Consider the following 21,241-nt stretch of genomic DNA (forward strand, 5'->3'; position numbering starts at 1 on the left):
AGATGTTAACTGTTGACTGTTGACCGTTGACCATTGACAGTTAACAGTTGATATCTTTTAGGTGGAATTGTTATATTTTTTTGCCCAATTCTTTGACAAATCCATTCAATACAAATGGGAACAACTGCATTACCAAATAAAGCATATTGATCATAAATTTTAGCGACTCGACACCAATTATCAGGAAAACCCATTAAACGTGCATATTCTATCGGCGTTAATCGTCTAAATTTATTCCCAATTTGATATCGTTCATAATGTCTGGAAGTGGATGCGGTCAAAGTAGAAGCAACTCCATTAACACCAAAAATAGTATACCCTAACCTTGCACCCCCATCTTGGTTATATAAAATTTCCACACCATTACAATAGCGATTAACTGCTTTACTGTTTTTAATCCGTTCTAACGTATCTGTGGTAAAATCAAATTGAGGCTCAACTTCTGATTCAGATTGAAGAATATTTTTTAATCGCGTAGGGGGATAGATATCAGGAAATAATGGGAGAGATTGACTATACATTTTATTTTGGTAAGCAATTCCCCAAGGATAATTTTTAATCGGGGAATCTAAAATAGGATATAAATATTTTTCAAAATTCTCGAAATCAAAATTTAAGTATTCAGTCTCGCTTTGATTTAAAAAAATTAAATGATCTTCTAAATTTATAGGGTTAAAATCCGATTTACAGCGAGATCCTAAAATAAAAATACGCTCACGGTTTTGAGGAATCCCAAAATTAATAGGGCTAATAATGCGCCATTCAATCAAATAATTGAGAGACGCTAAAGCATTTAAAATCACTTTAAAATGGTGTCCCTGTTCCATTGTTAAAATACGTTTAACATTCTCCAACAAAAAATAGTGAGGTTTTTTAGTATCTATAATTTCTACAATTTTTTCAAATAGGGTTCCGCGAAATTGATCTCGAATTCCTAATTTTTTACCAGCCGCACTAAAGGGTTGACAGGGAAATCCTGCGGTTAATAAATCATGGTCAGGAATATCCGCTAAATTGATACTTTGGATATCTCCTAATACAATAGAATTTTGACCAAAATTACTCTCATAAACTTGACAACACAATTCATTAATATCATTCGCCCAAATCGTTTGAATTTTGCTGGCTTCTAACCCTAAACGAAAACCTCCAATTCCAGCAAACAATTCAATCGCTGTTTGTTTTTTAAACCCAATCAAATTTTATTCTCCTTGATGAATTATTAATAGTCTCGGTAATTGAGTTAATACTCTTGGGATGGGTGGGAAAACCCCACCCCTACGGGTTATTTTTCCCAATCAATTAACCCATTAAAATCACCGTATCAATAACGTGAATAATGCCATTATCCGCTTCAATATCGGGGGCGAGAACCGTTGCATTTTTCACTTCAAACCCATCGGAACAGTTAATGGGAATAGGTGAACCTTCTAAAGACGTGACAGAACCCAATTTTTCTAAATCAGCTTTTGAAAGTTTCCCCGAAACGACGTGAAATTTTAAAATTCTGGCTAACTGGGGGGGATTTTGAACTAAGGTTTGTACGGTTCCTGTGGGAAGTTTAGCAAACGCATCATCATTGGGCGCAAAAACCGTAAACGGGCCAGGACTTTTTAAGGCTTCTACTAAACCTGCGGCTTGAACAGCAGCCACTAAGGTTGTAAATGAACCAGCACCTACAGCAATATCAACAATATCTGCCATTGAACAAATTTAACCTAAATTAAAAACAAAAGTTCCTCTCAAAATAGTAAACGAATTTTGAACAGAATGAGAACTGATTGTCCTTAAAAGGTTAGTTTAAATCAACCCTAAGTTAGAAGGGGTTTCAAAGACATTAGAAAAAGTTGGGGTTGGATAAGCACTGCTGATTAATTCAGACATGGAATTCAGATGACTCATCGCCAACGCCTTAGCATTATTTCTTAATTCATCTGGTGGAATTAAGTTACTCCCAGTAGGGGTTAATTTCCATAATTCATTTCCATGAATTCCATCATCAGCGAGGAGATAAAGTGTACCATTAACATCAACCGGAATCGAAGCATCAGAACTGGCTTGTCCGGGATTAATATCTGCTACCATGATTGTACCTGTTTCTGTACCATCACTCATCCATAATTCTGTACCATAATTGGGATCAGTTAATGGAAAATAAAGGGTATTATTGATGACTTCTAATCCAGTACCGTTGTAGGTGATTAGCCAATCCGAGTTAGGAAATTCTTTGACTAATATTGTACCGATATCCGTGCCGTCTGTTTTCCACAACTGAGCCGTTGATGTATAGGTATCAGGGTCAGTTTTTGAGGCTTGAAAATACAAGGTATTATCAATAACTTCCCATTCTTCAATTAAAAAATCTCCAAAATTTTTGACTAAACTGATATTACCATTGCTATCGACTTTCCACAACTCACGGTCGTTAATCTTGGTCAAAGAATCAAAGCTATTAACCGTAAAATACAGGGTATTGTTGACGGTTGTTAAGTAATTAAGAGAAGATTTACCGAAGTCTTGAACTAAGGTCGTCCCGCCATCTGTACCATCACTTTTCCATAATTCGTAAGTTGTGTTAGAGTAATTCTCTGAGTTAGGGATTGATGCAGAAAAGTAAAACATATTATTCAGATTGTCCCAAAAATTATTAATATCTTTGCTACTGCCAAAATCCTTAACTATCGTTGTTCCCGTATTAGTTCCATCGCTTTTCCACAATTGAGACAGGGCAGGAGAAGGAGATGATGAATAATAACTATAACTCTGACCGATTTCAAAGTATAAGATATCATTAACACTGATCTTGCTATCTTCATAAGCAGTACCAAATGTTAAATTCCCAAAGTCTTTAATTAATTCAACCCCTGTACCTGTACTATCGGTTTTCCACAACTGCGCTGTTGAGGTTGTAGTCATGGAATCGTATTGAGAAATGTCTAAATATAAACTATTATTAACTTCTGTGATATCAGAAATACCATTGCCAAAATCCTTAACTAAAATAGTTCCCGCTTCTGTACCATCGGTTTTCCATAACTGAGTATCATTCCAGTAATTCCCAGCCGAAAAATATAGGGAATTGTCAACGGGGATAAAACGATTAATCGTTAAGGAACTTCCCCAATCTTTTATTAATTGAGTTCCTGTATCTGTCCCATCGGTTTTCCACAACTGAAGGCTGGAAAGATTGGTATTCGGATCTTGAACAAGAACTTCAAAGTATAAAATATCGTTGTTAACCTCTGAGGAAAAAGCTTGATTTTCAAATAATCCTAGATCTTTAATTAAAGTTGTACCCGCTTCTGTACCATCAGTTTTCCACAACTGTTCCTTGGCTGCATAGTAAGAAGAATAATAACTTTGAGTTTGCTGTGATTCAAAATAGAGGGTATTGTTAACGTTGGTTAGATTATTTGCCGAAAGGTCAAAGAAGCCTGGAACAATATCTTTAACCAGTTCAGCTTTCCAGGGTGAAATGACTGCTACATCTAAATTAGTTGACATAGAACTATACCTCTTTTTCTGTATTTTTGATGATTTTAATCTGAGAATTGTAGGGAGAAAACAGGTTTTTTAATCATAAATTTTGAATTAAGATAATAGAAATCGAGTTCAATTTAAGAAGCTTTTCAATAAAAATTACAGCTTCCAGCTTATATCAAACTCAGAGAATAGAGAACGGTAAAAAACCTGATTTTGGCTAATTTTCCTCACTTTTCTATTTTAGCTAAGTATATATTACCAAGGGTTATAATGAAATCCAAATCTTCTTTTCATTTCTTAACAATTTAGGGAAAAAAATCCGGTAGAACTGTAGAGATTTATAAACTAAACTCAATTAGCGATTTGAATCCGGGTTATAATATTTGTTTAGCCTAATTTTCCCCGGATTACCATTTGATTTTATAATAGCTTTTTAATTGCTCCGTAAGTTTTGGCAACAAGCATAGGTATCAAATAACCCTCCGACCAAACTACAGGTTAGGGCAATGACTAAACATCCCTGCACAGGATGTCCACTGCCAAAGGTGGCAAGAAATTTGAGCATTTGCTTACAGCCAAACTCCCCTAAGCTTTGCATCAAAGGAAGGTGACTCATGAAGACACAAGTAATTAATCCCATCGCGATTAATAATACAGGGGCGATGAAACTAAACGTAATCGCCAGAAGCAAAGAACGAATCAGATGAGGGAAAATACTCATAAATCTATCCCTAGGAGGATCTTATATCTTATATTTGGATGCTAGTATCATTGACCTTTGTTGGATTGGGTATCACTGTCAATCTAACTTGCTAATTTCTAAGATAAGAGCGATCGCGCGTTTTAATCGAATCTGTGAGAAATCTTAAATATAAAGTCAAAAAAATTAAACTTTCTGCTTTATAAATCTTGTTGAAGATTTGTATATTTCTAGTTATTGATTGAACTTTATACAGTTGTTATTCCCTTGAGCAATTCTAACACTCGTTCCAGCTTTGAACTTTGGCTACAACGATTTATTTCCGCCCTGTTATTGGCCGGACAAGTGGTGGTGCATTTACTTCAGGGTAAAATTCACCGTCGTAACACTTTGGAACAAATGGTCACTGTTGGCCCAGAATCCTTAATGATTGCCCTCTTAACAGCGAGTTTTGTGGGGATGGTGTTCACCATTCAAGTTGCACGAGAATTCGTCGCGTTAGGTGCTGTTAATATTGTGGGGGGAGTTCTAGCTCTGTCCTTAGCACGGGAACTCAGCCCGGTATTAACGGCCGTGATTGTTGCGGGACGGGTTTGTTCAGCTTTTGCAGCAGAAATTGGCACGATGCGGGTTACAGAACAAATTGACGCCCTCTATATGTTGAAAACTGACCCGGTAGATTATTTAGTCATTCCCCGTGTGATTGCTTGTTGTTCAATGTTACCGATTTTAACGATTATTTGCTTAATTACGGGATTAGCCGGAGGGTTATTAATTGCTAACAGTATGTACAATATTTCTCCAACGGCTTTTTTAGATTCAGTCCGAAATTTTATCCAAGTTTGGGATGTTTGTAGTGGGTTAGTCAAAGGGTTAGTATTTGGGGCGACTATTGCCATTATTGGGACGAGTTGGGGATTAACGACAACTGGGGGAGCAAAAGGAGTAGGTCAATCCACAACAACGGCTGTTGTTACGGCTTTATTATCGATTTTTATCCTTGATTTTTTCCTATCTTGGATTATGTTTCAAGGCATGGGAAGTGCTGTTATGGGTTAATTCAGTTATCCTTGTAGGGGCGGGGTTGTCCCGCCCAGAACCCCAATTTCCTCTTTCTGGGTATAAATTTGGTAATATTAATTTAAAGTTTTCTAAATTAGGTTTACCCCATGACCACAACACCGACCACCCAAAGCTCTAATATTGTTGAATTACCACCCAATTATATTATTCCAATCGTGCTGATGATTACTGCATTTCCCCTATTTTTAATTCAAAGATGGGGAAGTTTAGCACTGGCGTTTTTTGCCTTATTTCTCTTCATCCAAACCGCCCTCATTCGTCTACAATTTACCCCAACGGATTTAGATGTTTATCGTTCGGGTAAGCTCATCCGTCGGTTTCCCTATCAAGAGTGGATGAACTGGGAAATTTTTTGGACTCCTGTACCCATTTTATTTTATTTCCGAGAAGTCAAAAGTATTCACTTTGTCCCGATTATTTTTGATGCTCAATTGTTACAAAGCTGTTTAAAACAATATTGCGGACATTTGAAACAAAATTAAGAATTTCTTGACTTTTAGCTTGTAATGTTGTTGGGCTTTAGCCTCTCTGGTTTGCTACCGCCCAACACCCAACTTGTTTATCGTTTAGATCCCCTCAAACCCTGAATTTAAGAATAAAGATTACCCACATATTCCTCATACCCATTATACAATAAAGTTGGCTGTTTTTCCCACGAAAAACTAGGGCTATTATTGACAATTCGTTCCGTCGCTTGTGACCATCGAGGGTGAGGTTTATTCGGGTTTACATTGGCTTCAAAACCATATTCATCAGGAACTAATGTATTCCAAAACGTAGCAGGTCTGTTTTTAACAAATTCAATTTTAACAATGGATTTGGCTCCCTTAAATCCATATTTCCAAGGAGTCACCATCCGTAACGGTGCACCATTTTGTTTTGGTAGGGTTTTTCCATACATTCCAATGGCAAAAAAAGCTAACTCATTTGCCATTTCTTCAATCCTTAATCCTTCGGTATAGGGCCAAGGATAACCATTCGCCCAAAATCCGGGGCCAGTGGTAATTTTAGGATCATAAAAAGACGTAAACCGCACAAATTTTGCCTCAGAAGTGGGTTCAACCGCCGCCATTAATTTGTTCATGGGAAACCCTAACCAAGGAACTACCATCGCCCAAGCTTCTACACAGCGAAAGCGATAAATTCGTTCTTCCAAGGGGAATTTTTTCTGAAGATCATCTAAAGTGTATGTAGTTGGATTTTTGACTAATCCTGAAACCTCTATTTTCCAATCTTCTAACGGTAATGCTTGGGCTGCTTGCCAAATCGATTTGGAACCGCCATACTCATAAAAGTTATTATATTTTGTGGCTAAATCTTCAGCCGTAACCGGACGATTGACATCAGCAAAATTCGGATTTGGGGTAAAATTTGAGATCACTTGGGTTGAAAAATTATCCTGATTTTTACCCGTCGAGGAAGATTGACATCCGGTTAACGGTAAAATAGTTGCTGTTAATCCCGCCCCAATTAAGCTTTTCATAAAGCGACGACGATTGAGAAATACGGACTCTGGTGTAATTTGATGTTCAGAGAGTTGCCAACTGGGAACAATACGAATGAAAGCCATAGGTTAAAATCGGTTAGGATTAATTCAGTTAATTTTAGAAAAAAAATCCAGAAAAAATCACGGATTTGAACGGATAATCTGAATTTCAGGCGTTGAGATTTGGGTGATCTTTTTCTCCCATCTCGGTTAAGAGGTCAGAGGTCTGTTCCCCATACCGAATGTCACAAAACTATCGTGACGTTTAAATGCTAAACAGTTTAACATTTGATGTCGTCATCCCCCCAATGATAGAAAATTCCCTCAAAGATGTTGCGTTTATTTAAGAATTAGTGATCGCCTTCCCTGAATCAGACTAAAGTTTAGGAAAGACGTATCATAGAAAAAATATACTAAAAAATTCTGGTTATGAGTTACTGCATCAACCCCCAATGTCAGAAGCCTCAAAACCCGACTCACGCCCTTTTGTGTCAGAGTTGTGGCTCACAATTGCGCCTCAAAGACCGCTATCGTGCTATCCGAATTTTAGGTCAAAGTCAATGGAACCGAACATTTTTAGCCGTTGATGAAGATAAACCGTCTCAACCTCGATGCGTCATTAAGCAATGTCTTTATCCGCCATCCCAACCAGACGCCCGTGTCGAGTTCCGTGTTTATACCCGCAAATTAGACCCCATCAGCCAACATCCCGCCCTCCCAGACTTGTTAGCGTCCTTTGAAGAAAAAGATTGTGGTTATATTGTACAGGACTATATTTCAGGGCGAAATTTAGCTGAAGAACTTGAACAAGAAGGCGTGTTTCAGGAATTGCAAATTTGGTATATCCTCAGTGAAATTCTACCCTTGCTTCAATTCATTCATGAAAAGGGAATGATACATGGGGATATTAAACCTGAAAATATTATCCGTCGTTCAGCTTTTATTCCTCCTACAAAACCGTTAATTTTAGTTGATTTTGCTGGAATTTATCCGCAACAAAATTTTCCAACAACCCTTCAAGGTTCCCCAGAATATGCCGCACCGGAACAACTTCAAGGGGAAATTAATGCTAAAACCGATCTCTATAGTTTAGGGATAACTTGTCTACATCTGTTAACCCAGATGTCTCCCTTTGATTTATTTAACATTAAAACGAATACTTGGGTTTGGCGGGATTATTTGAAAAGACCCATTAGTCAGCGTTTAACCCGAATTTTAACTCAATTAATTGAACGCAACCCTAGCAAACGTTATCCCTCTGCGACGGCGGTGATGCAGGATTTAAAATCAGGGCCCATTCCGGTTCACTTAACAAAAGTTGTCCAACGTAAATGGATTTTAACGGCTTGGGGGGGTGCAGCTTTAGCGTTATTTTCCTTATTCATGAGTTCTCGCCTACCCTCTATTGTCCCTCAAATTTCTTCCCAACCTCCAGAACCCATTTATCAAGTTCCTGATATCCAAATTCCTGTACCCCAAATTGAGAATTTTGCCCCCCCCATTCTTCAAAACCCTGGGACAGTCCGAACTTTATCCAAAAATACGGGCCCAGTGTGGTCGGTGGCGGTGAGTCCCGATGGTCAATTTGTAGTTTATGGCAATACGGATGGGTCAATTAATATCATTGATGCCAATACCGGAGGATTAATTAACACCTTGTTAGGACATTCCCAACCTGTGGGAACCTTGGCGATGAGTCGGGATGGCCGGACGTTAGTAAGTGGAAGCGGTGACCAAACCATTTTAGTTTGGGATTTGTGGAGTGGTCGTCAGAAAAAAATGCTCTACGGTCATCAAGGATGGGTTTATGCGGTGGCGATTAGTCCCGATGGGGAAACGGTAGCGAGTGTTAGCCGTGACCAAACCATTCGTCTGTGGGATATTTACACCGGACGAACGTTAAGGACGTTAAACGGATATGGAATTGAGGTACAATCTCTCGCTTTTAGTGGGGATAATCAAACCTTAGTGAGTGGGGGAAATAACGGAATTGTTGATATTTGGAATTGGCATACCGGAGAATTATTAAGAACGTTTAAAGCTCATACTGAGGCGATTTGGTCAGTAGCAATAAGTCCCGATGGTCAACGGTTAGCAACGGGAAGTTGGGATCATGCCGTTAAATTGTGGGATTTACAACAATTAGAATCTCAATATTTTAATAATACTCCAGAGCACATTCTTCTCGGTCATCAAGAAAAGGTTCAATCGGTGGCATTTAGCCCCGATGGTCAAACCTTAGCCAGTGGTGATTTTGGGGGAGGGGTTAAACTTTGGAATGTGGAAAATGGAGGACTCGTCGGAACCTTTAAAGGACATCAAGCTTGGGTCAATGTGGTATTTAACCCTCAAAATCATACGTTAATTACGGGGAGTTTTGATGATACGTTAAAGGTTTGGCCGTTATTACCCCCAAACTGATTCAACGTTCCCAAAACCGGGTTTTTAAACACCCATTAGAAACCCGGTTTCTCCAGGTTTTACCTTGAATTTATAAAGCATTTAAAATTTGTTCGGCTGTCAATTGAAGTTCGGGAAAACTGGCAGAATTAATTATATCTTCTCCTCTATATTCTACGATATCATAAAATCCAGAAACTAACGTTAAAATCGAGATTTTCAATTCTTGCGTATCAATAATCCAATATTCAGGAATTCCTAATGCAGCATATTCTGAACGTTTATAACGATAATCATCTTCTGGATTATTCGGACTAACAATTTCTACCACTAATACAGGTGGTTCTTCTAAAATAGCTGAAGGTAATGTCCTCAACAGTTGACGCTGAGTTTCTGTCATAACTAAAATATCAGGAATTCGGGATTTTCTGATTCCAGTTCTCACTCCAACTGTTCCCGGTTGTACAACCCTATCTAATTGTAATCGTTGAATTTCGGCTTTTAAAATATCATAAATTAAACGTAAAATCTCAGCGTGTAAACCACTAGCAGGAGGCATCTGAATTAATTTTCCATTAAACAGTTCATATTTAAAATCGCTATCATCTCTATAATTAAGATAATCGTCAAAACTATAGGTTTTAGGAGCAGTTTGCACCATCATGAGTTTCTAGCCTCTAATGGGGTCTAATGTTATTATAACAAAAAAGGATTTTGAGGATTTTAATAATAATTGAAAATCATTCGTCATTCTGAACCTTTCACTTCCTTCGAGGGTAAACTCCGTGAAGAATCTCTACTTTTCTCGATAACGCAGTAGAGATCCTTCCCTGTTCGGTGTTCGGTGTTCCCTTGCGCGGGATTTATTCGGGTTTGAGGCGCACACGCTTGCCCCCACCAGAGACTTGCAAGGTTTGACCACTGACCCAAGACCCAGCCGGAGATGCAAGCCAGAGGAAGGCATTAGCAATATCTTGCGGTTTTCCAGCACGTCCGGTCAAATTGTCCGAGTGGGCTAAGGCATACTGGGCTTTTTCATCCAAACCTGCTGCGGCATAGCCCTCGGTAATCACCGTACCAATCAACACGGTATTGATGCGAACTTGCTTGGCAAAATAGTGAGCTAGACCCAGCATCATGTGGTTAAGGGCTGCCTTGGCGGCCGAGTAGGCGATGAAGTCAAAAGCAGGTAACACCCCCACCAGAGAACCGGAGTTAGTAATGGTGGCATTTTCAGCTTCGAGTAAATAGGGACGACAAGCGGCCGTCATTCGCATAGCCGATAGGGTATTCAGCTTATAACTCTCGATCATCTCTTCCAAAGGAACATCCAGGGGGTCGTCGTAGGATTTGCCCCAGCCAACGTTATTAACTAAAGTTGAAATACCGCCAAAGGCTTCGACAGTTTTGGCGACACATTGTTGAATATCTTCTTCAATGGTGACGTTGCAGCCAATCCCCAACACTTCATTACCCGTTTCAGCCTGGAGCGCTGCCGCCGTTGCCTGGGCCTTCTCCCCATTGAGGTCAGCAATCATTACCTTGGCTCCTGCGCCCGAAAAGGTTTTAGCAATGGCTTCCCCGATATTTTGGGCGCCACCCGTAACGATGGCCACATGACCATCCATCCGAAAGTCAGCAAAGGCATCAAAGTTGCTCATAGTGGTTTCCTTTAAGGTTGAATACGGTGAAAGACTTATGGACACTTAATCTAATTCCTGCACACCGCCCCCACTGACGGTGAGCACCTGTCCACTCACCCAACTGGCGGCCGGAGAACACAGGAATAAGGCAGCATAGGCAATATCACTGGGTTCTCCCAACCGAGCTAGGGGGGTATGCTTAAGCATGACTTTTTCAACTTCCGGGGTCAGCACCGTCGCTAAGGCATCGGTTTTAATTGCACCCGGAGCGATCGCATTTACCCGAATGCCCTTTGGCCCCAAATCAAAGGCAATATTCCGAGTCAGGTGGCTAACCGCAGCCTTGGAGGAGCTATAAGACGCCATCTTGACGTTTTTATTCTCTGCCGACATTGAGGAAATATTCAAAATGGCTCCCCCCCCGGCTGCCTCGATATGGGGAGCACACAGTTGGCACAGATGAAACACTGAAAATACATTGAGTTTGTAGGCCCAAATAAAGGTGTCCATCGGCATATCAAAGGGTTTTGGCCCACCGCCCCCAGCGTTGTTGATCAAGAGGGTGATTTTGCCAAAGACCTCCAAGGTCGCGTTGACGAGATTTTCAAGAGCCTGGTCATTGGTGACATCGCAGGCTACAGCAAGGGCTTTACCTCCCTTTTCCTGAATGCCCTTAACGACCGCAGCAGCAGTGTCTTCCTTCAAGTCACTGACAACTACAGCAGCCCCAGCCTGGGCAAACAATTCAGCAATGCCCCGGCCAATGCCTGCCCCACCTCCGGTCACAATGGCGACCTGGCCATCGAGCTTGAATGCGTCCAAAACGGTCATATCGACATAATCTCCATAATGTTAAAGACTTAGAACCCTTTGTTATCGGAGTTCTCAACAAAGTCCAAATCAAACGCCATCACTCAAAAACTTACTCAGGTCGCAACATCGCTTTCATGACCGCCGCATTAATAAACCAGGACGCTATCCCGGCGATTATCCCTAAAAGAATTGCACCGATCAAAGGCGTGACTAGAATTGTTCCTAAAAACTTTTGCAAAAATAGGGCAACCAATGCCGCTGTACCAAAGGCAAACAGAGAATAAAACAGAATTGTTCTCACCCCAAAAAAGAAAAAAGGCCGATCCAAAAGCTCTGGAAATGGCACGGGGAAAGTTTTGGCTTTTTTGCTGAAGGTAAAAAAGGCGATTGTCCCCAAGATCAGCGACAGCATAAACGCCGTCATCACCCCCGTTGAGAAAACCGTTTTTTCATGGGCTGATATGGTATCAACGGTAAGGGGTAGAGCCTCTTTTGCGCGAAACATAAACCAGCCAATCACACCGTTGATGACACCATTGATCACACCACTGATCAAGGCATTCTTTTGAATGAAATCATAGACGTGATGGGAGGCGGGAACCATATAGAGCAACCCTTTCAGAATTTGGTCTGGACTAAAAAACTTGGAGAAAGTATGACAGAAAAAGGTGAAAAGTTTGTGTAATTCTGGAGGGATAGCCCTTGTGAAAGCTGAACCGCTAAACCATGAGAATTCTGCTGGTTTCCCCAGACCCAACATTGTGTAGGGTCATACATCAGGTTTTATCGCGCCATAGCTTTATTGTTGATATTGCAACCAATGGCGAGGAAGCCTGGGAATTGCTTCAGGCGTTCATGTACGATGGGGTTTTGCTGGAGGCGGTATTGCCTGATATGGATGGAGTTACCCTGTGTTGTCGCTTGCGCGAGGTTGGCAACCCCGTCCTGATTTTGCTGATGCTGGAGCCTGCGGATGCCAACACTTGTGTCGATGGCTTAGATAGTGGGGCGGATGCCTGTTTAGTGAAACCGATTCAGTTTCCTGAACTCCTGGCTCAACTGCGTGCTTTGGCGCGGCGGGGTCTTCGTCGGGCCAGCCCTCTGCTCACCTGGGGGCCATTGTCTCTCAATCCTGCCGCCCAACAAATCACTTGTCACGGTCAAATTTTGAAGGTCAACCGCAAGGAATACCAAATTCTGAAGCTATTTCTCACTTATCCCCGACAAATGTTTTCTCGCAGCGAGATAGGCGATCGCCTGTGGACATTGGACGATGAATTACCCAGCGATGCCACCCTCAAGAGCCATATTCGCAGTATTCGCCGCAAGCTTGAACAGGCGGGTCTTCAAGATTTTATTCAAACCCACTATGGTCTGGGGTACTGTCTCAATCCGGTTTATAACAAGGAAAATCAGTCGCTTAACCGAGATCCTTATCTCCTAGAAGGGATAGTTGATTCAATTACCGCCAATATCTGGCAAGAATTGATGGCGGCGAATGCCCGTCTACACGAGGAAATTGAGCAGCGCAAACACATTGAAGCCCAACTACGACGCTCAGAAATGATGTTGCGAAATGCCCAACGAGTGGCTCAAGTCGGGTGTTGGGAGTTCGATGTCATAACTCGTGAAATTTATTGGACGGAGGAGCTTTTTCTGATTCATGGTCTTGACCCGAATCAGCCTGCTCCTTCTGCTGAAGAAATTTTAGCTTTAATTCACCCTGATGATCGCCAACTTCATCAGGAAGCCATTCAGTATCGGGCACTCAGAAGGGAGGCGTTTGAAGCCAACTTACGCATCATTCGCGCCAATGATGGAGAAATTCGCTACATCAACGCCCGAGGCGGCCCTGTTTTTGATCATTCTGGCCAGATCATTAAGTTAACAGGAACGACCTTTGATGTCACTCAATGGCTCCGACACCTCCAAGAAACCGGGTTTCTACCTTAACCTTTGCTATTAACAAAAAGCTCAATTAAGAAACCGGGTTTCTGACCCCCACCCACACCTCCAAGAAACCGGGTTTCTGCCCTAACATGAGCTACTAACAAAAAGCTCAATTAAGAAACCGGGTTTCTGACCCTATCGGAAACCCGCAACCCTATTAATCCCCTGTAGGGGCGAGGCGCGCCCATTGGTGTCAACTTAAGGAAAGGCGATCGCAACGACTAATGGGAGTTGAAGAGGGCGATGAGTAGTCGCCCTGGCAACGTGGCAACTGTAGGTGTTAGTTTAAAGGGGCGATCGCCAAGGTCAGTGTTAGTGGAAGGGGGAAAGAAATCAGATGAGTAAAACAACAGGGAGAATTTTGAGAAATGCGGATTTAAGGCATCAAAGTCAAATGGCAGGGCCACCATTAGAAGTGCTAGAAAAAGAACTGTATAGACTACTAACACCCGAAAATTTTAAACCGTTAAAGGAAAGCCGAGGAATTCAGGAAAAAAAACTGCGTTCGCGAGTATTAAATTTACCAGTGATGATGGCAGTAGTTATTGGCTTAGTCTATAGAAGAATAGCTGGATTGCGAGAACTGTTAAGAATCCTAACGGAAGAAGGAATGCTGTGGATAGAACCGATGCAAGTGAGTGTGGAAGCGTTATCAAAAAGATTAAGAACGCTACCAGCGAGTTTATTTGTAGAAATCTTTGAACAGGTGATAGAGAAATTAAAAAGCGAAGAAAATCTGAAGGGAGTGCCGGAAAAATGGCAAGGGATCTCAGAAAAGTTTACAGGAATTTGGATAGCAGATGGTTCGACACTGGAAGAAATATTTAAAAAGTTAAAAGTGCTGAGAAAGGGTAACACAGTGTTAGGGGGAAAGATGATGGTGATTGTAGAAGCCTGGACATATAGACCGGTGAAAATGTGGTATACAGAAGAATCAAAAGCTAACGATAAAATCTTTACTGACCAACTGTTAGAACAACTTCCCCAAGGGGGATTAATGATTTTTGACTTAGGTTTTTTTAAGTTTGGGTGGTTTGATGAATTTACAGAACAAAAAAAATTTTTTGTAACCCGATTAAGAGAAAAAACAGCCTATCAAGTCAAAAAAACATTAAGCCAAGGGTTATACTATCAAGATGAAATTATCCAGATGGGATTGTACCGTTCTAACCGATGTCATCAGCCTGTACGATTAGTCTCAGTCTTATGGGGAAAAACTTGGTATCGCTATTTAACCAATGTCTTAGATCCAGAGGAATTATCGGCTCAACAAGTTTGTGAGTTGTACCGAAATCGCTGGCAAATTGAACAAGCCTTTTTATTAACGAAGAGATTATTAGGATTAGCCTATCTCTGGGTGGGAGATAGCAACGGAATCCAAATTCAAATTTTATCAACCTGGATATTTTATGCCGTCTTAAATCAGTTGTGTACTGATGTCGCTATGGCTTTAGGTCAACCGAAAGAACGAATTTCTACAGAAATGGTATTTCGCGCTTTATATCATTTTTCTCGAGCTAGTTTACGGGGAGAAACTTCTGATGTTATTAGCTATTTAACCTCACATCAGAAGTTATTTGGCTTGGTCAAATCCACTCGAAAACGACATCGAGAAATCGATGCTCTTACACAGCAGGTTTGGGGCGATCGCTCCTTAAGTTGACGCCAATGGGCGCGCCTCGCCCCTACACTGTCGGGTTAAAAGCCTTATATGTTACAGTCTACAAGTCTCGACGCGAGAGAACAGAGATGTACCCCGCCTCGACCCGGAAGGAAGGATGTACCCGAAGGAGGTGCCACCACAAAAAGCCGGGAGGAAAAAAGCCGGGAGGTGACCTTGGTGTTGAAGTCGTGCTGTCTCACTGGTGCTGTCTGATTGAATTGTTCAGCCGGGAGGTGGCCCACTGGTGCTGTCTGATCGAATTTTAGATCGTAGTAATACAACCAGCTACCTCCAACACGCCAACCCACCTGATCACCAAACGATTCCCAGACTTTACTATCATAATTCCGGGTTCCACCCAGACTTTGATAGATGCGCTTCTGTACCGAAAAGCCGAAGCGTCCATTACTGTATTTTACCCAAAGTTGGTCAATCGTTCGTAAATCTTCACAGGGAAAATTATCAATATCTTCAGTCCTTAACCATCCCTCCTTTGTTCTTCCGGCTACTTCTAACATTTTTTTAGCAGTTTCTTCGTCAGCTTCTTTCCACTTTCCGGCTTTCAAAAGTTGTTCTAATTTACGATAACTCACACCTTTAGCTGACTTTAATTCTATATTGGGTTCGGGTGTTGGTTGGGCTGTTGGTTGGGGTTTTGGTTTGACTGTTGGTTTGACTGTTGGTTTGACTGTTGGTTGCGGTGTAAATTTTAGTTTTGGTGATGATATCGGTTTTTGGGTTAATTGTAATGCTTCTAACACTTCTTGAGCCGTTTGAAAACGTTTTTTTGTTCCCTGTTGTAAGAGTTTATCTAAGACTTGACCCAAAGTATTATTAACTTTAACCTTTAAATAATCTCGCCAAACCCAATCTGCTTCACTAACATCAAATAAATCAAAGGGTTCCTTATTCGTTAATAAATGAATACAAGTCACCCCTAAACTATATAAATCACTGGCAAAAGTCGGTTTTCCTAACGCTTGTTCTGGTGCGACATATCCAGCCGAACCAATAACTGTTCCTGTCACCGCTAACGCCGTTCTAGTCGCTGCTTTGGCTGCTCCAAAATCCACTAAAACAAATTTATTATCGCTCTTTCTTCTAATAATATTTTCCGGTTTAATATCTCGGTGAATTAATGGCTTTTGGTGAATAAACACTAAAACAGGTAATAAATCTCCTAACAAATTAACAATTTTAGTTTCTGAAAAAGCTCCACTTTGAGCTAATTCTTGAGCTAAGTTTTCTCCTACAATATATTCTTGAACAAGGTATTGACGGTGATCTTGGATAAAATAGGCGAATAATTCAGGAATTTGTTGATGTTTGCCTAACTGTTCTAATTGTATCGCTTCCTGTTTAAATAGTTCCTCGGCTTTTTGTTGATTATTCGTGCCTTGAGATTGGGGTAAAAATTGTTTAATCACACAATAGGGTTGAGATGGTTTATGCTCATCAACCGCTAGAAACGTTCGACCAAATCCTCCTTGTCCTAATATTTTTAACGCTCGATATCGATCTGTTAATAGCAATTTCGAGCCACATTTTTGACAAAAAATTGTTGTTTTAGAGTTGAGTTGAAGGCAATCTGGGTTAAGGCATTGACTCATGGTTCAGGACTGGTCTGATTGAGGTAAAATATAGTTGATTCTATATTATCACAATTACACCAATTCCCTCATTGAGAAAAGCTTACTATTATTTATATTTATGAAAATACCATTAGCAGTTTTAAACCTTACAATGGTTTTATTGAGTCAACGGCCTATTCCTATCCCCGATAGTCAGGGAAATTATTACTCTAATGAAGCACCAGTTAAAGGTCAAGCTTCTCCCCGTTTGATGGCAGGTTCTTTATGGAAAGTTGTTACAACAACATTAAATTGTCGTCAAACACCCAACATTAATTCCCCCATTATTCAACAATTTAAACAAGGAGATATTTTACAAGCAGAAGTCTATCGAGGCGGTTCTGATGAAGTCTTAATCAATGCCAAAGATAGTCAACAATTGCCTTGGATGCCTGTTCGGAGATATCCTGAAAATAACCCTTGTTATGTTCGAGCGAATCAACGTTATATTCAACCTATGTCCCCGTCAAAAAACCTTAATTAGTAGAATCAGAATAACTTAATCCTAAATTGCTTATTCAGGAATTCTTTGAGATTCTGATTGAAAATAGGCTTGAATTACTTTCTGACGTTTCTTAACGCTAGTTTGAATTAATTTAAAAATTCCGACTAAGCTCAAAATTCCCGTTAATATCATCACGGGTAAAAGCCATTTTATAAAAAATACAACTCCCCAACTAAAACTCGATAGAATTATCAGAAACGCTAAAATATTAGACTCTTTTGGTTCAAAGCCAATTTTTTGATACCGTTGGGTTAACCATCCCCAAACGACCCCCATATTTAAAACACTTCCACCCCCCAAAACAGAAATTAACATTCGACTCAAAATTCGTCCGCATTTCCCGCCATCTTGAAACAATAAACTCAAAGGTGAATCAGAACCACTGGGAATGACTATTGCTGATAACATCCCAATTAATTGTACCATCAAAATTAACAGAAAATAAGAGAGGAACGCTGAAGGAATGACCCAGAGTCCGCCACGACGAGATAATCCAATTCTAATTCCTAGATAAAGCCAGATTATCGCCGTTAATAAACTTAATCCTTTCCAAAATAAATCGACTAAAATTTGAGAAAAACCCGGATGATGTCGAAATTGGGGAGTTGAGAAGGTTGTGGCAAAACTTAAATAAGTATAAGCCGGAGTTAAAGCGACTATCAAGATTAAAAAAGTTATCCCTAACAGGATATAGAATTTTTTGCCAAGAAGAACAGGAAGCAACGCCGTTTTAACAGTTAAAGGAATTTGATAATTTTGCGGATTAGAATTTGTCTTTAAATTCAGTTGACGTTCATAGACTTGATTCGCTTTTAATAAATTTGTTTCTACCGTTATAGAACAAACCACTTGATTTTTTTGAAATCTTTGAGGTTTAATCTCAATCCAAGGATGTTTACCATCCTCTATAATTGGATCACTGGGATGGGGAATAATATTCCATTTTCCTTGTAACAGTGTTTTAGGAACAGAATTAGTAATCGTTAATGTTTGTGTTAATCTTTGATTGAACCCTTGAGCTTGGAAATCCAATTGATTTTGGCTTAAATTTACGTCTGGAACCACCGAAGAATTAGAATTTTGATTCATAGCATTTTTCCCCATCAATGTCATTTCATTTCCAAAAAGCGGCTTCTGTTCCCTAACTCCCAACAACTGAGTTGGTTAGATTCCTAACCTTTTGATTGAGACTCGCTATATAATAAAAAGATTGTTCAATATTGATAATTTTCCTGCGCCGTGACTACCACTCCCTTACCTCCCAACCCCCAACTCACCGCAACACAACGCCCTGACCCCCTGGGACGCTTCGGACAATTTGGCGGCAAATACGTTCCTGAAACCTTAATGCCTGCCTTAGCTGAACTGGAAACGGCCTATCACCATTATCGTCAAGATCCTGAATTTCAAACGGAACTCCAAAGCCTGCTTAAAGACTATGTGGGACGGCCTAGCCCTCTGTATTTCGCCGAACGCCTCACCCAATATTATGCTAAACCCGACGGTACAGGCCCGCAAATTTATCTGAAACGGGAAGACCTCAACCATACGGGGGCTCATAAAATTAATAATGCTCTCGCCCAAGCGTTGTTAGCGAAAAAAATGGGGAAACAACGCATTATTGCAGAAACCGGGGCGGGTCAACATGGGGTGGCGACGGCGACGGTTTGCGCCCGCTATGGCCTAGACTGTGTAATTTATATGGGCATTCACGACATGGAACGTCAAGCCCTGAATGTGTTTAGAATGCGGTTGTTAGGGGCGGAAGTTCGACCAGTGGAAGCGGGAACTGGAACGTTAAAAGATGCGACGTCTGAAGCCATCCGCGACTGGGTAACGAACGTGGAAACGACCCATTATATTCTCGGTTCCGTTGCTGGCCCCCATCCCTATCCGATGATTGTACGGGATTTTCATAATGTAATTGGTATCGAAACTCGCAACCAATGTTTAGAAAAATGGGGCGGTTTACCGGATATTTTATTAGCTTGCGTCGGTGGCGGTTCAAACGCCATGGGGCTATTTAATGAGTTTGTGAATGAATCTTCTGTGCGTTTAATTGGGGTAGAAGCCGCAGGTTCAGGGGTAGAAACCGGAAAACACGCCGCTACCTTAACTCATGGTCAAGTGGGCGTTTTACACGGGGCGATGAGTTATCTATTACAAGATGATGATGGTCAAGTGATGGAAGCCCATTCCATTAGTGCTGGGTTAGATTATCCCGGTGTCGGGCCAGAACACAGCTATTTAAAAGATTTGGGTCGGGCGGAATATTATAGTGTGACTGACCAACAAGCGTTGGATGCGTTTCAACAGTTATCTCGTTTAGAAGGCATTATTCCTGCTTTAGAAACGGCCCATGCGATCGCTTATTTAGAAATGCTTTGTCCGCAATTAGAAGGCAGTCCTCGGATTATTTTAAATTGTTCAGGACGGGGAGATAAAGATGTACAAACGGTACAAAAATTCTTGAATCATCCTAACAGTTAAATTCAGCACTAAAAGCAAAACCATTTATTAAGTTTGGTTATGGTTGATTAAAATTATGTAACAATTATCAATTGCTTGCATAGTTCAGTTTATTATACGTTCATGAAAAAATCCGAGGGATTCATGATGACAAAATTAATGGCAAGACTTGAAGATGCCACTTTATCAGCAAAGGAGAAAGAACAGCTTGAGTTTCTTAGAAGTGCTGCAACAACTCGACTACGTTTATATAAAGAGAAACTTCACGATATGCTTCACGATCTAGAAGCAGTCGGAAAAGTTAAGATTCTTGGAAATCGTGTCCTCAGATATCATTCGGAGTACATGGTAGATATCACAGAAGAGACCGATGATAAAATATATGAAGTAATTAATGATTTTTTCCCAGGTGCTTCAGACACTGCTAAAAATGTATTTCAAGGATTAATCACTCAAAGTCTGAAAAGCATTCTCGATGATGCGTCAGTTGGGGGAAAACAGGTGCAAGCCCTTTATGTGATTCCAGAAAACGGTGCAATTGTAAGGGTTGATGCAAAATATTGGAAGTATGGCTTCAGCGAAGAAGGTGTAATTGGAAATCACAAAAACGTTTTTTGTTGCCTGTTTGCTAAGTCGCTCGTCAATCATACTAAAATTAGCTTAGATGAACTAATTCACCTTGTATTAGAGCAGGCTGACGGTATAGAAGTGGAGGAGATGATTCATGAAATCAGAGAAATTTGGGAGAAGGTTCAAGGACTTGATGAAGAGGCAATATTTGTAGATTACTGCACAAATCATGCTTTGAACTACCAAGCTGATGATAGCAGTCAGGGTTGATCAAGTACATCGTTGTTCAACGTTGATATCGTGAGTGGATTTGTGTCTTAATTTTAACAAATTACTCATGCACCCAAAGTTGTATTTATTCAGTATTAAATTGGAGAGGAAAAATGAGCCGTTATCCAGCCTATCAAGTTGGGACTAAAGCGTGGGATAATTACGGAGCAGACGGATTTAATGAGTACGGTTACAATGAGCAAGGAGTAGACCGCAAAGGATACAAGCCTATCATCATTAAGGAAAAATGGCCTACTTGGTATGCGGCTGATGACTCTTATGATGCAGCCTTAAACACGAGAAAAGAGTTCCAAAATCGCTGTGGTATACCTTGGGGATCTATGCTGAATTTCTTTTTCGTCCCAGATTCCGATGGGCAAAGGTATCCGCAATATGGACACATCGTTTATGCCAAGGACACTCCAAACATCAGAGAACTGGAGTGGTATACAAACAACTACAGAGTTATTTCTGGTGTTGATACTTCTGACTGGTGTGGTGGTGACTATGAATGGCGATCATACTGATCACCTTCTAGAATACCTATTCTGTATTGACATACTCAGCAACAGTGA

General features: G+C 40.6%; 20 protein-coding genes. 9 read left to right on the forward strand and 11 right to left on the reverse strand.

The window, feature by feature from the left end:
- Positions 1-5: 5 nt before the first annotated feature.
- From NMK36_RS06450 to NMK36_RS06465, 4 genes are all read right to left on the reverse strand, one after another.
- A complete protein-coding gene (locus tag NMK36_RS06450) occupies positions 6-1,199 on the reverse strand; it encodes a DNA cytosine methyltransferase (RefSeq protein WP_254173344.1) in 1,194 nt (397 codons plus the stop codon).
- A 103-nt stretch (positions 1,200-1,302) separates the two neighbouring features.
- Entirely contained in the window at positions 1,303-1,704 is a 402-nt protein-coding gene (locus NMK36_RS06455; protein WP_254173345.1) for a fasciclin domain-containing protein, read from the reverse strand.
- A 96-nt stretch (positions 1,705-1,800) separates the two neighbouring features.
- Positions 1,801-3,504: a hypothetical protein gene (locus tag NMK36_RS06460; RefSeq protein WP_254173346.1), complete on the reverse strand. Its 1,704-nt coding sequence runs from the start codon at positions 3,502-3,504 to the stop codon at positions 1,801-1,803.
- A 412-nt stretch (positions 3,505-3,916) separates the two neighbouring features.
- Entirely contained in the window at positions 3,917-4,204 is a 288-nt protein-coding gene (locus NMK36_RS06465; protein ID WP_190521730.1) for a hypothetical protein, read from the reverse strand.
- A 246-nt stretch (positions 4,205-4,450) separates the two neighbouring features.
- Between NMK36_RS06465 and NMK36_RS06470 the strand changes: the two genes are divergently transcribed.
- Both NMK36_RS06470 and NMK36_RS06475 read left to right on the forward strand, forming a co-directional pair.
- Positions 4,451-5,242: an MlaE family lipid ABC transporter permease subunit gene (locus tag NMK36_RS06470; protein ID WP_190521728.1), complete on the forward strand. Its 792-nt coding sequence runs from the start codon at positions 4,451-4,453 to the stop codon at positions 5,240-5,242.
- Between the two features lie 110 nt (positions 5,243-5,352).
- Positions 5,353-5,748 carry a DUF3119 family protein gene (locus tag NMK36_RS06475; RefSeq protein ID WP_254173347.1) on the forward strand — a complete coding sequence of 132 codons (396 nt, stop codon included), beginning with the start codon at positions 5,353-5,355 and terminating at the stop codon, positions 5,746-5,748.
- 107 nt (positions 5,749-5,855) lie between these two features.
- Here NMK36_RS06475 and msrP read toward each other — a convergent pair whose 3' ends face one another.
- Positions 5,856-6,836 carry a protein-methionine-sulfoxide reductase catalytic subunit MsrP gene (msrP, locus tag NMK36_RS06480; RefSeq protein ID WP_254173348.1) on the reverse strand — a complete coding sequence of 327 codons (981 nt, stop codon included), beginning with the start codon at positions 6,834-6,836 and terminating at the stop codon, positions 5,856-5,858.
- A gap of 345 nt (positions 6,837-7,181) precedes the next feature.
- Between msrP and NMK36_RS06485 the strand changes: the two genes are divergently transcribed.
- Positions 7,182-9,173: a serine/threonine-protein kinase gene (locus tag NMK36_RS06485; RefSeq protein ID WP_254173349.1), complete on the forward strand. Its 1,992-nt coding sequence runs from the start codon at positions 7,182-7,184 to the stop codon at positions 9,171-9,173.
- Positions 9,174-9,243: 70 nt separating this feature from the next.
- Here NMK36_RS06485 and NMK36_RS06490 read toward each other — a convergent pair whose 3' ends face one another.
- The 4 genes from NMK36_RS06490 to NMK36_RS06505 form a co-directional block, all read right to left on the reverse strand.
- A complete protein-coding gene (locus NMK36_RS06490; protein WP_254173350.1) occupies positions 9,244-9,816 on the reverse strand; it encodes a Uma2 family endonuclease in 573 nt (190 codons plus the stop codon).
- Between the two features lie 199 nt (positions 9,817-10,015).
- Entirely contained in the window at positions 10,016-10,813 is a 798-nt protein-coding gene (locus NMK36_RS06495) for an SDR family oxidoreductase (protein ID WP_254173351.1), read from the reverse strand.
- Between the two features lie 45 nt (positions 10,814-10,858).
- On the reverse strand, positions 10,859-11,626 hold the full coding sequence (hdhA, locus tag NMK36_RS06500) for a 7-alpha-hydroxysteroid dehydrogenase (protein ID WP_072717166.1): 768 nt from the start codon (positions 11,624-11,626) through the stop codon (positions 10,859-10,861).
- Positions 11,627-11,717: 91 nt separating this feature from the next.
- Complete coding sequence (locus tag NMK36_RS06505) at positions 11,718-12,212, reverse strand: permease (RefSeq protein WP_072717165.1); 495 nt, start codon at positions 12,210-12,212, stop codon at positions 11,718-11,720.
- Positions 12,213-12,334: 122 nt separating this feature from the next.
- Here NMK36_RS06505 and NMK36_RS06510 point away from each other — a divergent pair, with 122 nt between their 5' ends.
- Both NMK36_RS06510 and NMK36_RS06515 read left to right on the forward strand, forming a co-directional pair.
- Positions 12,335-13,561, forward strand: a complete 1,227-nt coding sequence (locus NMK36_RS06510) for a response regulator transcription factor (RefSeq protein ID WP_254173353.1) — start codon at positions 12,335-12,337, stop codon at positions 13,559-13,561.
- Positions 13,562-13,895: 334 nt separating this feature from the next.
- Positions 13,896-15,221 carry an IS4 family transposase gene (locus NMK36_RS06515; RefSeq protein ID WP_254173354.1) on the forward strand — a complete coding sequence of 442 codons (1,326 nt, stop codon included), beginning with the start codon at positions 13,896-13,898 and terminating at the stop codon, positions 15,219-15,221.
- A 44-nt stretch (positions 15,222-15,265) separates the two neighbouring features.
- Here the strand turns inward: NMK36_RS06515 and NMK36_RS06520 are convergent, their stop codons facing one another.
- Entirely contained in the window at positions 15,266-16,831 is a 1,566-nt protein-coding gene (locus NMK36_RS06520) for a GUN4 domain-containing protein (RefSeq protein ID WP_254173355.1), read from the reverse strand.
- A 100-nt stretch (positions 16,832-16,931) separates the two neighbouring features.
- Here NMK36_RS06520 and NMK36_RS06525 point away from each other — a divergent pair, with 100 nt between their 5' ends.
- The gene (locus NMK36_RS06525) at positions 16,932-17,336 is read left to right on the forward strand and encodes a hypothetical protein (protein ID WP_254173356.1); all 405 of its coding nucleotides are present in this window, start codon (positions 16,932-16,934) and stop codon (positions 17,334-17,336) included.
- Between the two features lie 30 nt (positions 17,337-17,366).
- On the opposite strand, the gene NMK36_RS06530 is transcribed toward NMK36_RS06525, so the two are convergent.
- Positions 17,367-18,446, reverse strand: a complete 1,080-nt coding sequence (locus tag NMK36_RS06530) for a hypothetical protein (RefSeq protein ID WP_254173357.1) — start codon at positions 18,444-18,446, stop codon at positions 17,367-17,369.
- A gap of 150 nt (positions 18,447-18,596) precedes the next feature.
- On the opposite strand from NMK36_RS06530, the gene trpB reads away from it, so the two are divergent.
- The 3 genes from trpB (at position 18,597) to NMK36_RS06545 (ending at position 21,193) form a co-directional block, all read left to right on the forward strand.
- Positions 18,597-19,847 (forward strand): tryptophan synthase subunit beta, encoded by a 1,251-nt coding sequence (gene trpB / locus NMK36_RS06535; protein ID WP_072717161.1) that lies wholly within the window; start codon positions 18,597-18,599, stop codon positions 19,845-19,847.
- Between the two features lie 123 nt (positions 19,848-19,970).
- A complete protein-coding gene (locus NMK36_RS06540) occupies positions 19,971-20,666 on the forward strand; it encodes a hypothetical protein (RefSeq protein WP_139294931.1) in 696 nt (231 codons plus the stop codon).
- Positions 20,667-20,779: 113 nt separating this feature from the next.
- Positions 20,780-21,193: a hypothetical protein gene (locus NMK36_RS06545; RefSeq protein ID WP_072717159.1), complete on the forward strand. Its 414-nt coding sequence runs from the start codon at positions 20,780-20,782 to the stop codon at positions 21,191-21,193.
- Positions 21,194-21,241 lie beyond the last annotated feature (48 nt).

Origin of the sequence: Planktothrix pseudagardhii (assembly GCF_904830925.1) — a bacterium.
GTDB lineage: Bacteria > Cyanobacteriota > Cyanobacteriia > Cyanobacteriales > Microcoleaceae > Planktothrix > Planktothrix tepida.

Coding starts and splice junctions, on each gene's coding strand:
- NMK36_RS06455 (WP_254173345.1), bottom strand. CDS start 1,704: ATGGCAGATATTGTTGATATTGCTGTAGGTGCTGGTTCATTTACAACC.
- NMK36_RS06460 (WP_254173346.1), bottom strand. CDS start 3,504: ATGTCAACTAATTTAGATGTAGCAGTCATTTCACCCTGGAAAGCTGAA.
- NMK36_RS06465 (WP_190521730.1), bottom strand. CDS start 4,204: ATGAGTATTTTCCCTCATCTGATTCGTTCTTTGCTTCTGGCGATTACG.
- NMK36_RS06475 (WP_254173347.1), top strand. CDS start 5,353: ATGACCACAACACCGACCACCCAAAGCTCTAATATTGTTGAATTACCA.
- msrP (WP_254173348.1), bottom strand. CDS start 6,836: ATGGCTTTCATTCGTATTGTTCCCAGTTGGCAACTCTCTGAACATCAA.
- NMK36_RS06485 (WP_254173349.1), top strand. CDS start 7,182: ATGAGTTACTGCATCAACCCCCAATGTCAGAAGCCTCAAAACCCGACT.
- NMK36_RS06490 (WP_254173350.1), bottom strand. CDS start 9,816: ATGATGGTGCAAACTGCTCCTAAAACCTATAGTTTTGACGATTATCTT.
- NMK36_RS06495 (WP_254173351.1), bottom strand. CDS start 10,813: ATGAGCAACTTTGATGCCTTTGCTGACTTTCGGATGGATGGTCATGTG.
- hdhA (WP_072717166.1), bottom strand. CDS start 11,626: ATGACCGTTTTGGACGCATTCAAGCTCGATGGCCAGGTCGCCATTGTG.
- NMK36_RS06505 (WP_072717165.1), bottom strand. CDS start 12,212: ATGGTTCCCGCCTCCCATCACGTCTATGATTTCATTCAAAAGAATGCC.
- NMK36_RS06510 (WP_254173353.1), top strand. CDS start 12,335: ATGAGAATTCTGCTGGTTTCCCCAGACCCAACATTGTGTAGGGTCATA.
- NMK36_RS06515 (WP_254173354.1), top strand. CDS start 13,896: ATGAGTAAAACAACAGGGAGAATTTTGAGAAATGCGGATTTAAGGCAT.
- NMK36_RS06520 (WP_254173355.1), bottom strand. CDS start 16,831: ATGAGTCAATGCCTTAACCCAGATTGCCTTCAACTCAACTCTAAAACA.
- NMK36_RS06525 (WP_254173356.1), top strand. CDS start 16,932: ATGAAAATACCATTAGCAGTTTTAAACCTTACAATGGTTTTATTGAGT.
- NMK36_RS06530 (WP_254173357.1), bottom strand. CDS start 18,446: ATGAATCAAAATTCTAATTCTTCGGTGGTTCCAGACGTAAATTTAAGC.
- NMK36_RS06540 (WP_139294931.1), top strand. CDS start 19,971: ATGATGACAAAATTAATGGCAAGACTTGAAGATGCCACTTTATCAGCA.
- NMK36_RS06545 (WP_072717159.1), top strand. CDS start 20,780: ATGAGCCGTTATCCAGCCTATCAAGTTGGGACTAAAGCGTGGGATAAT.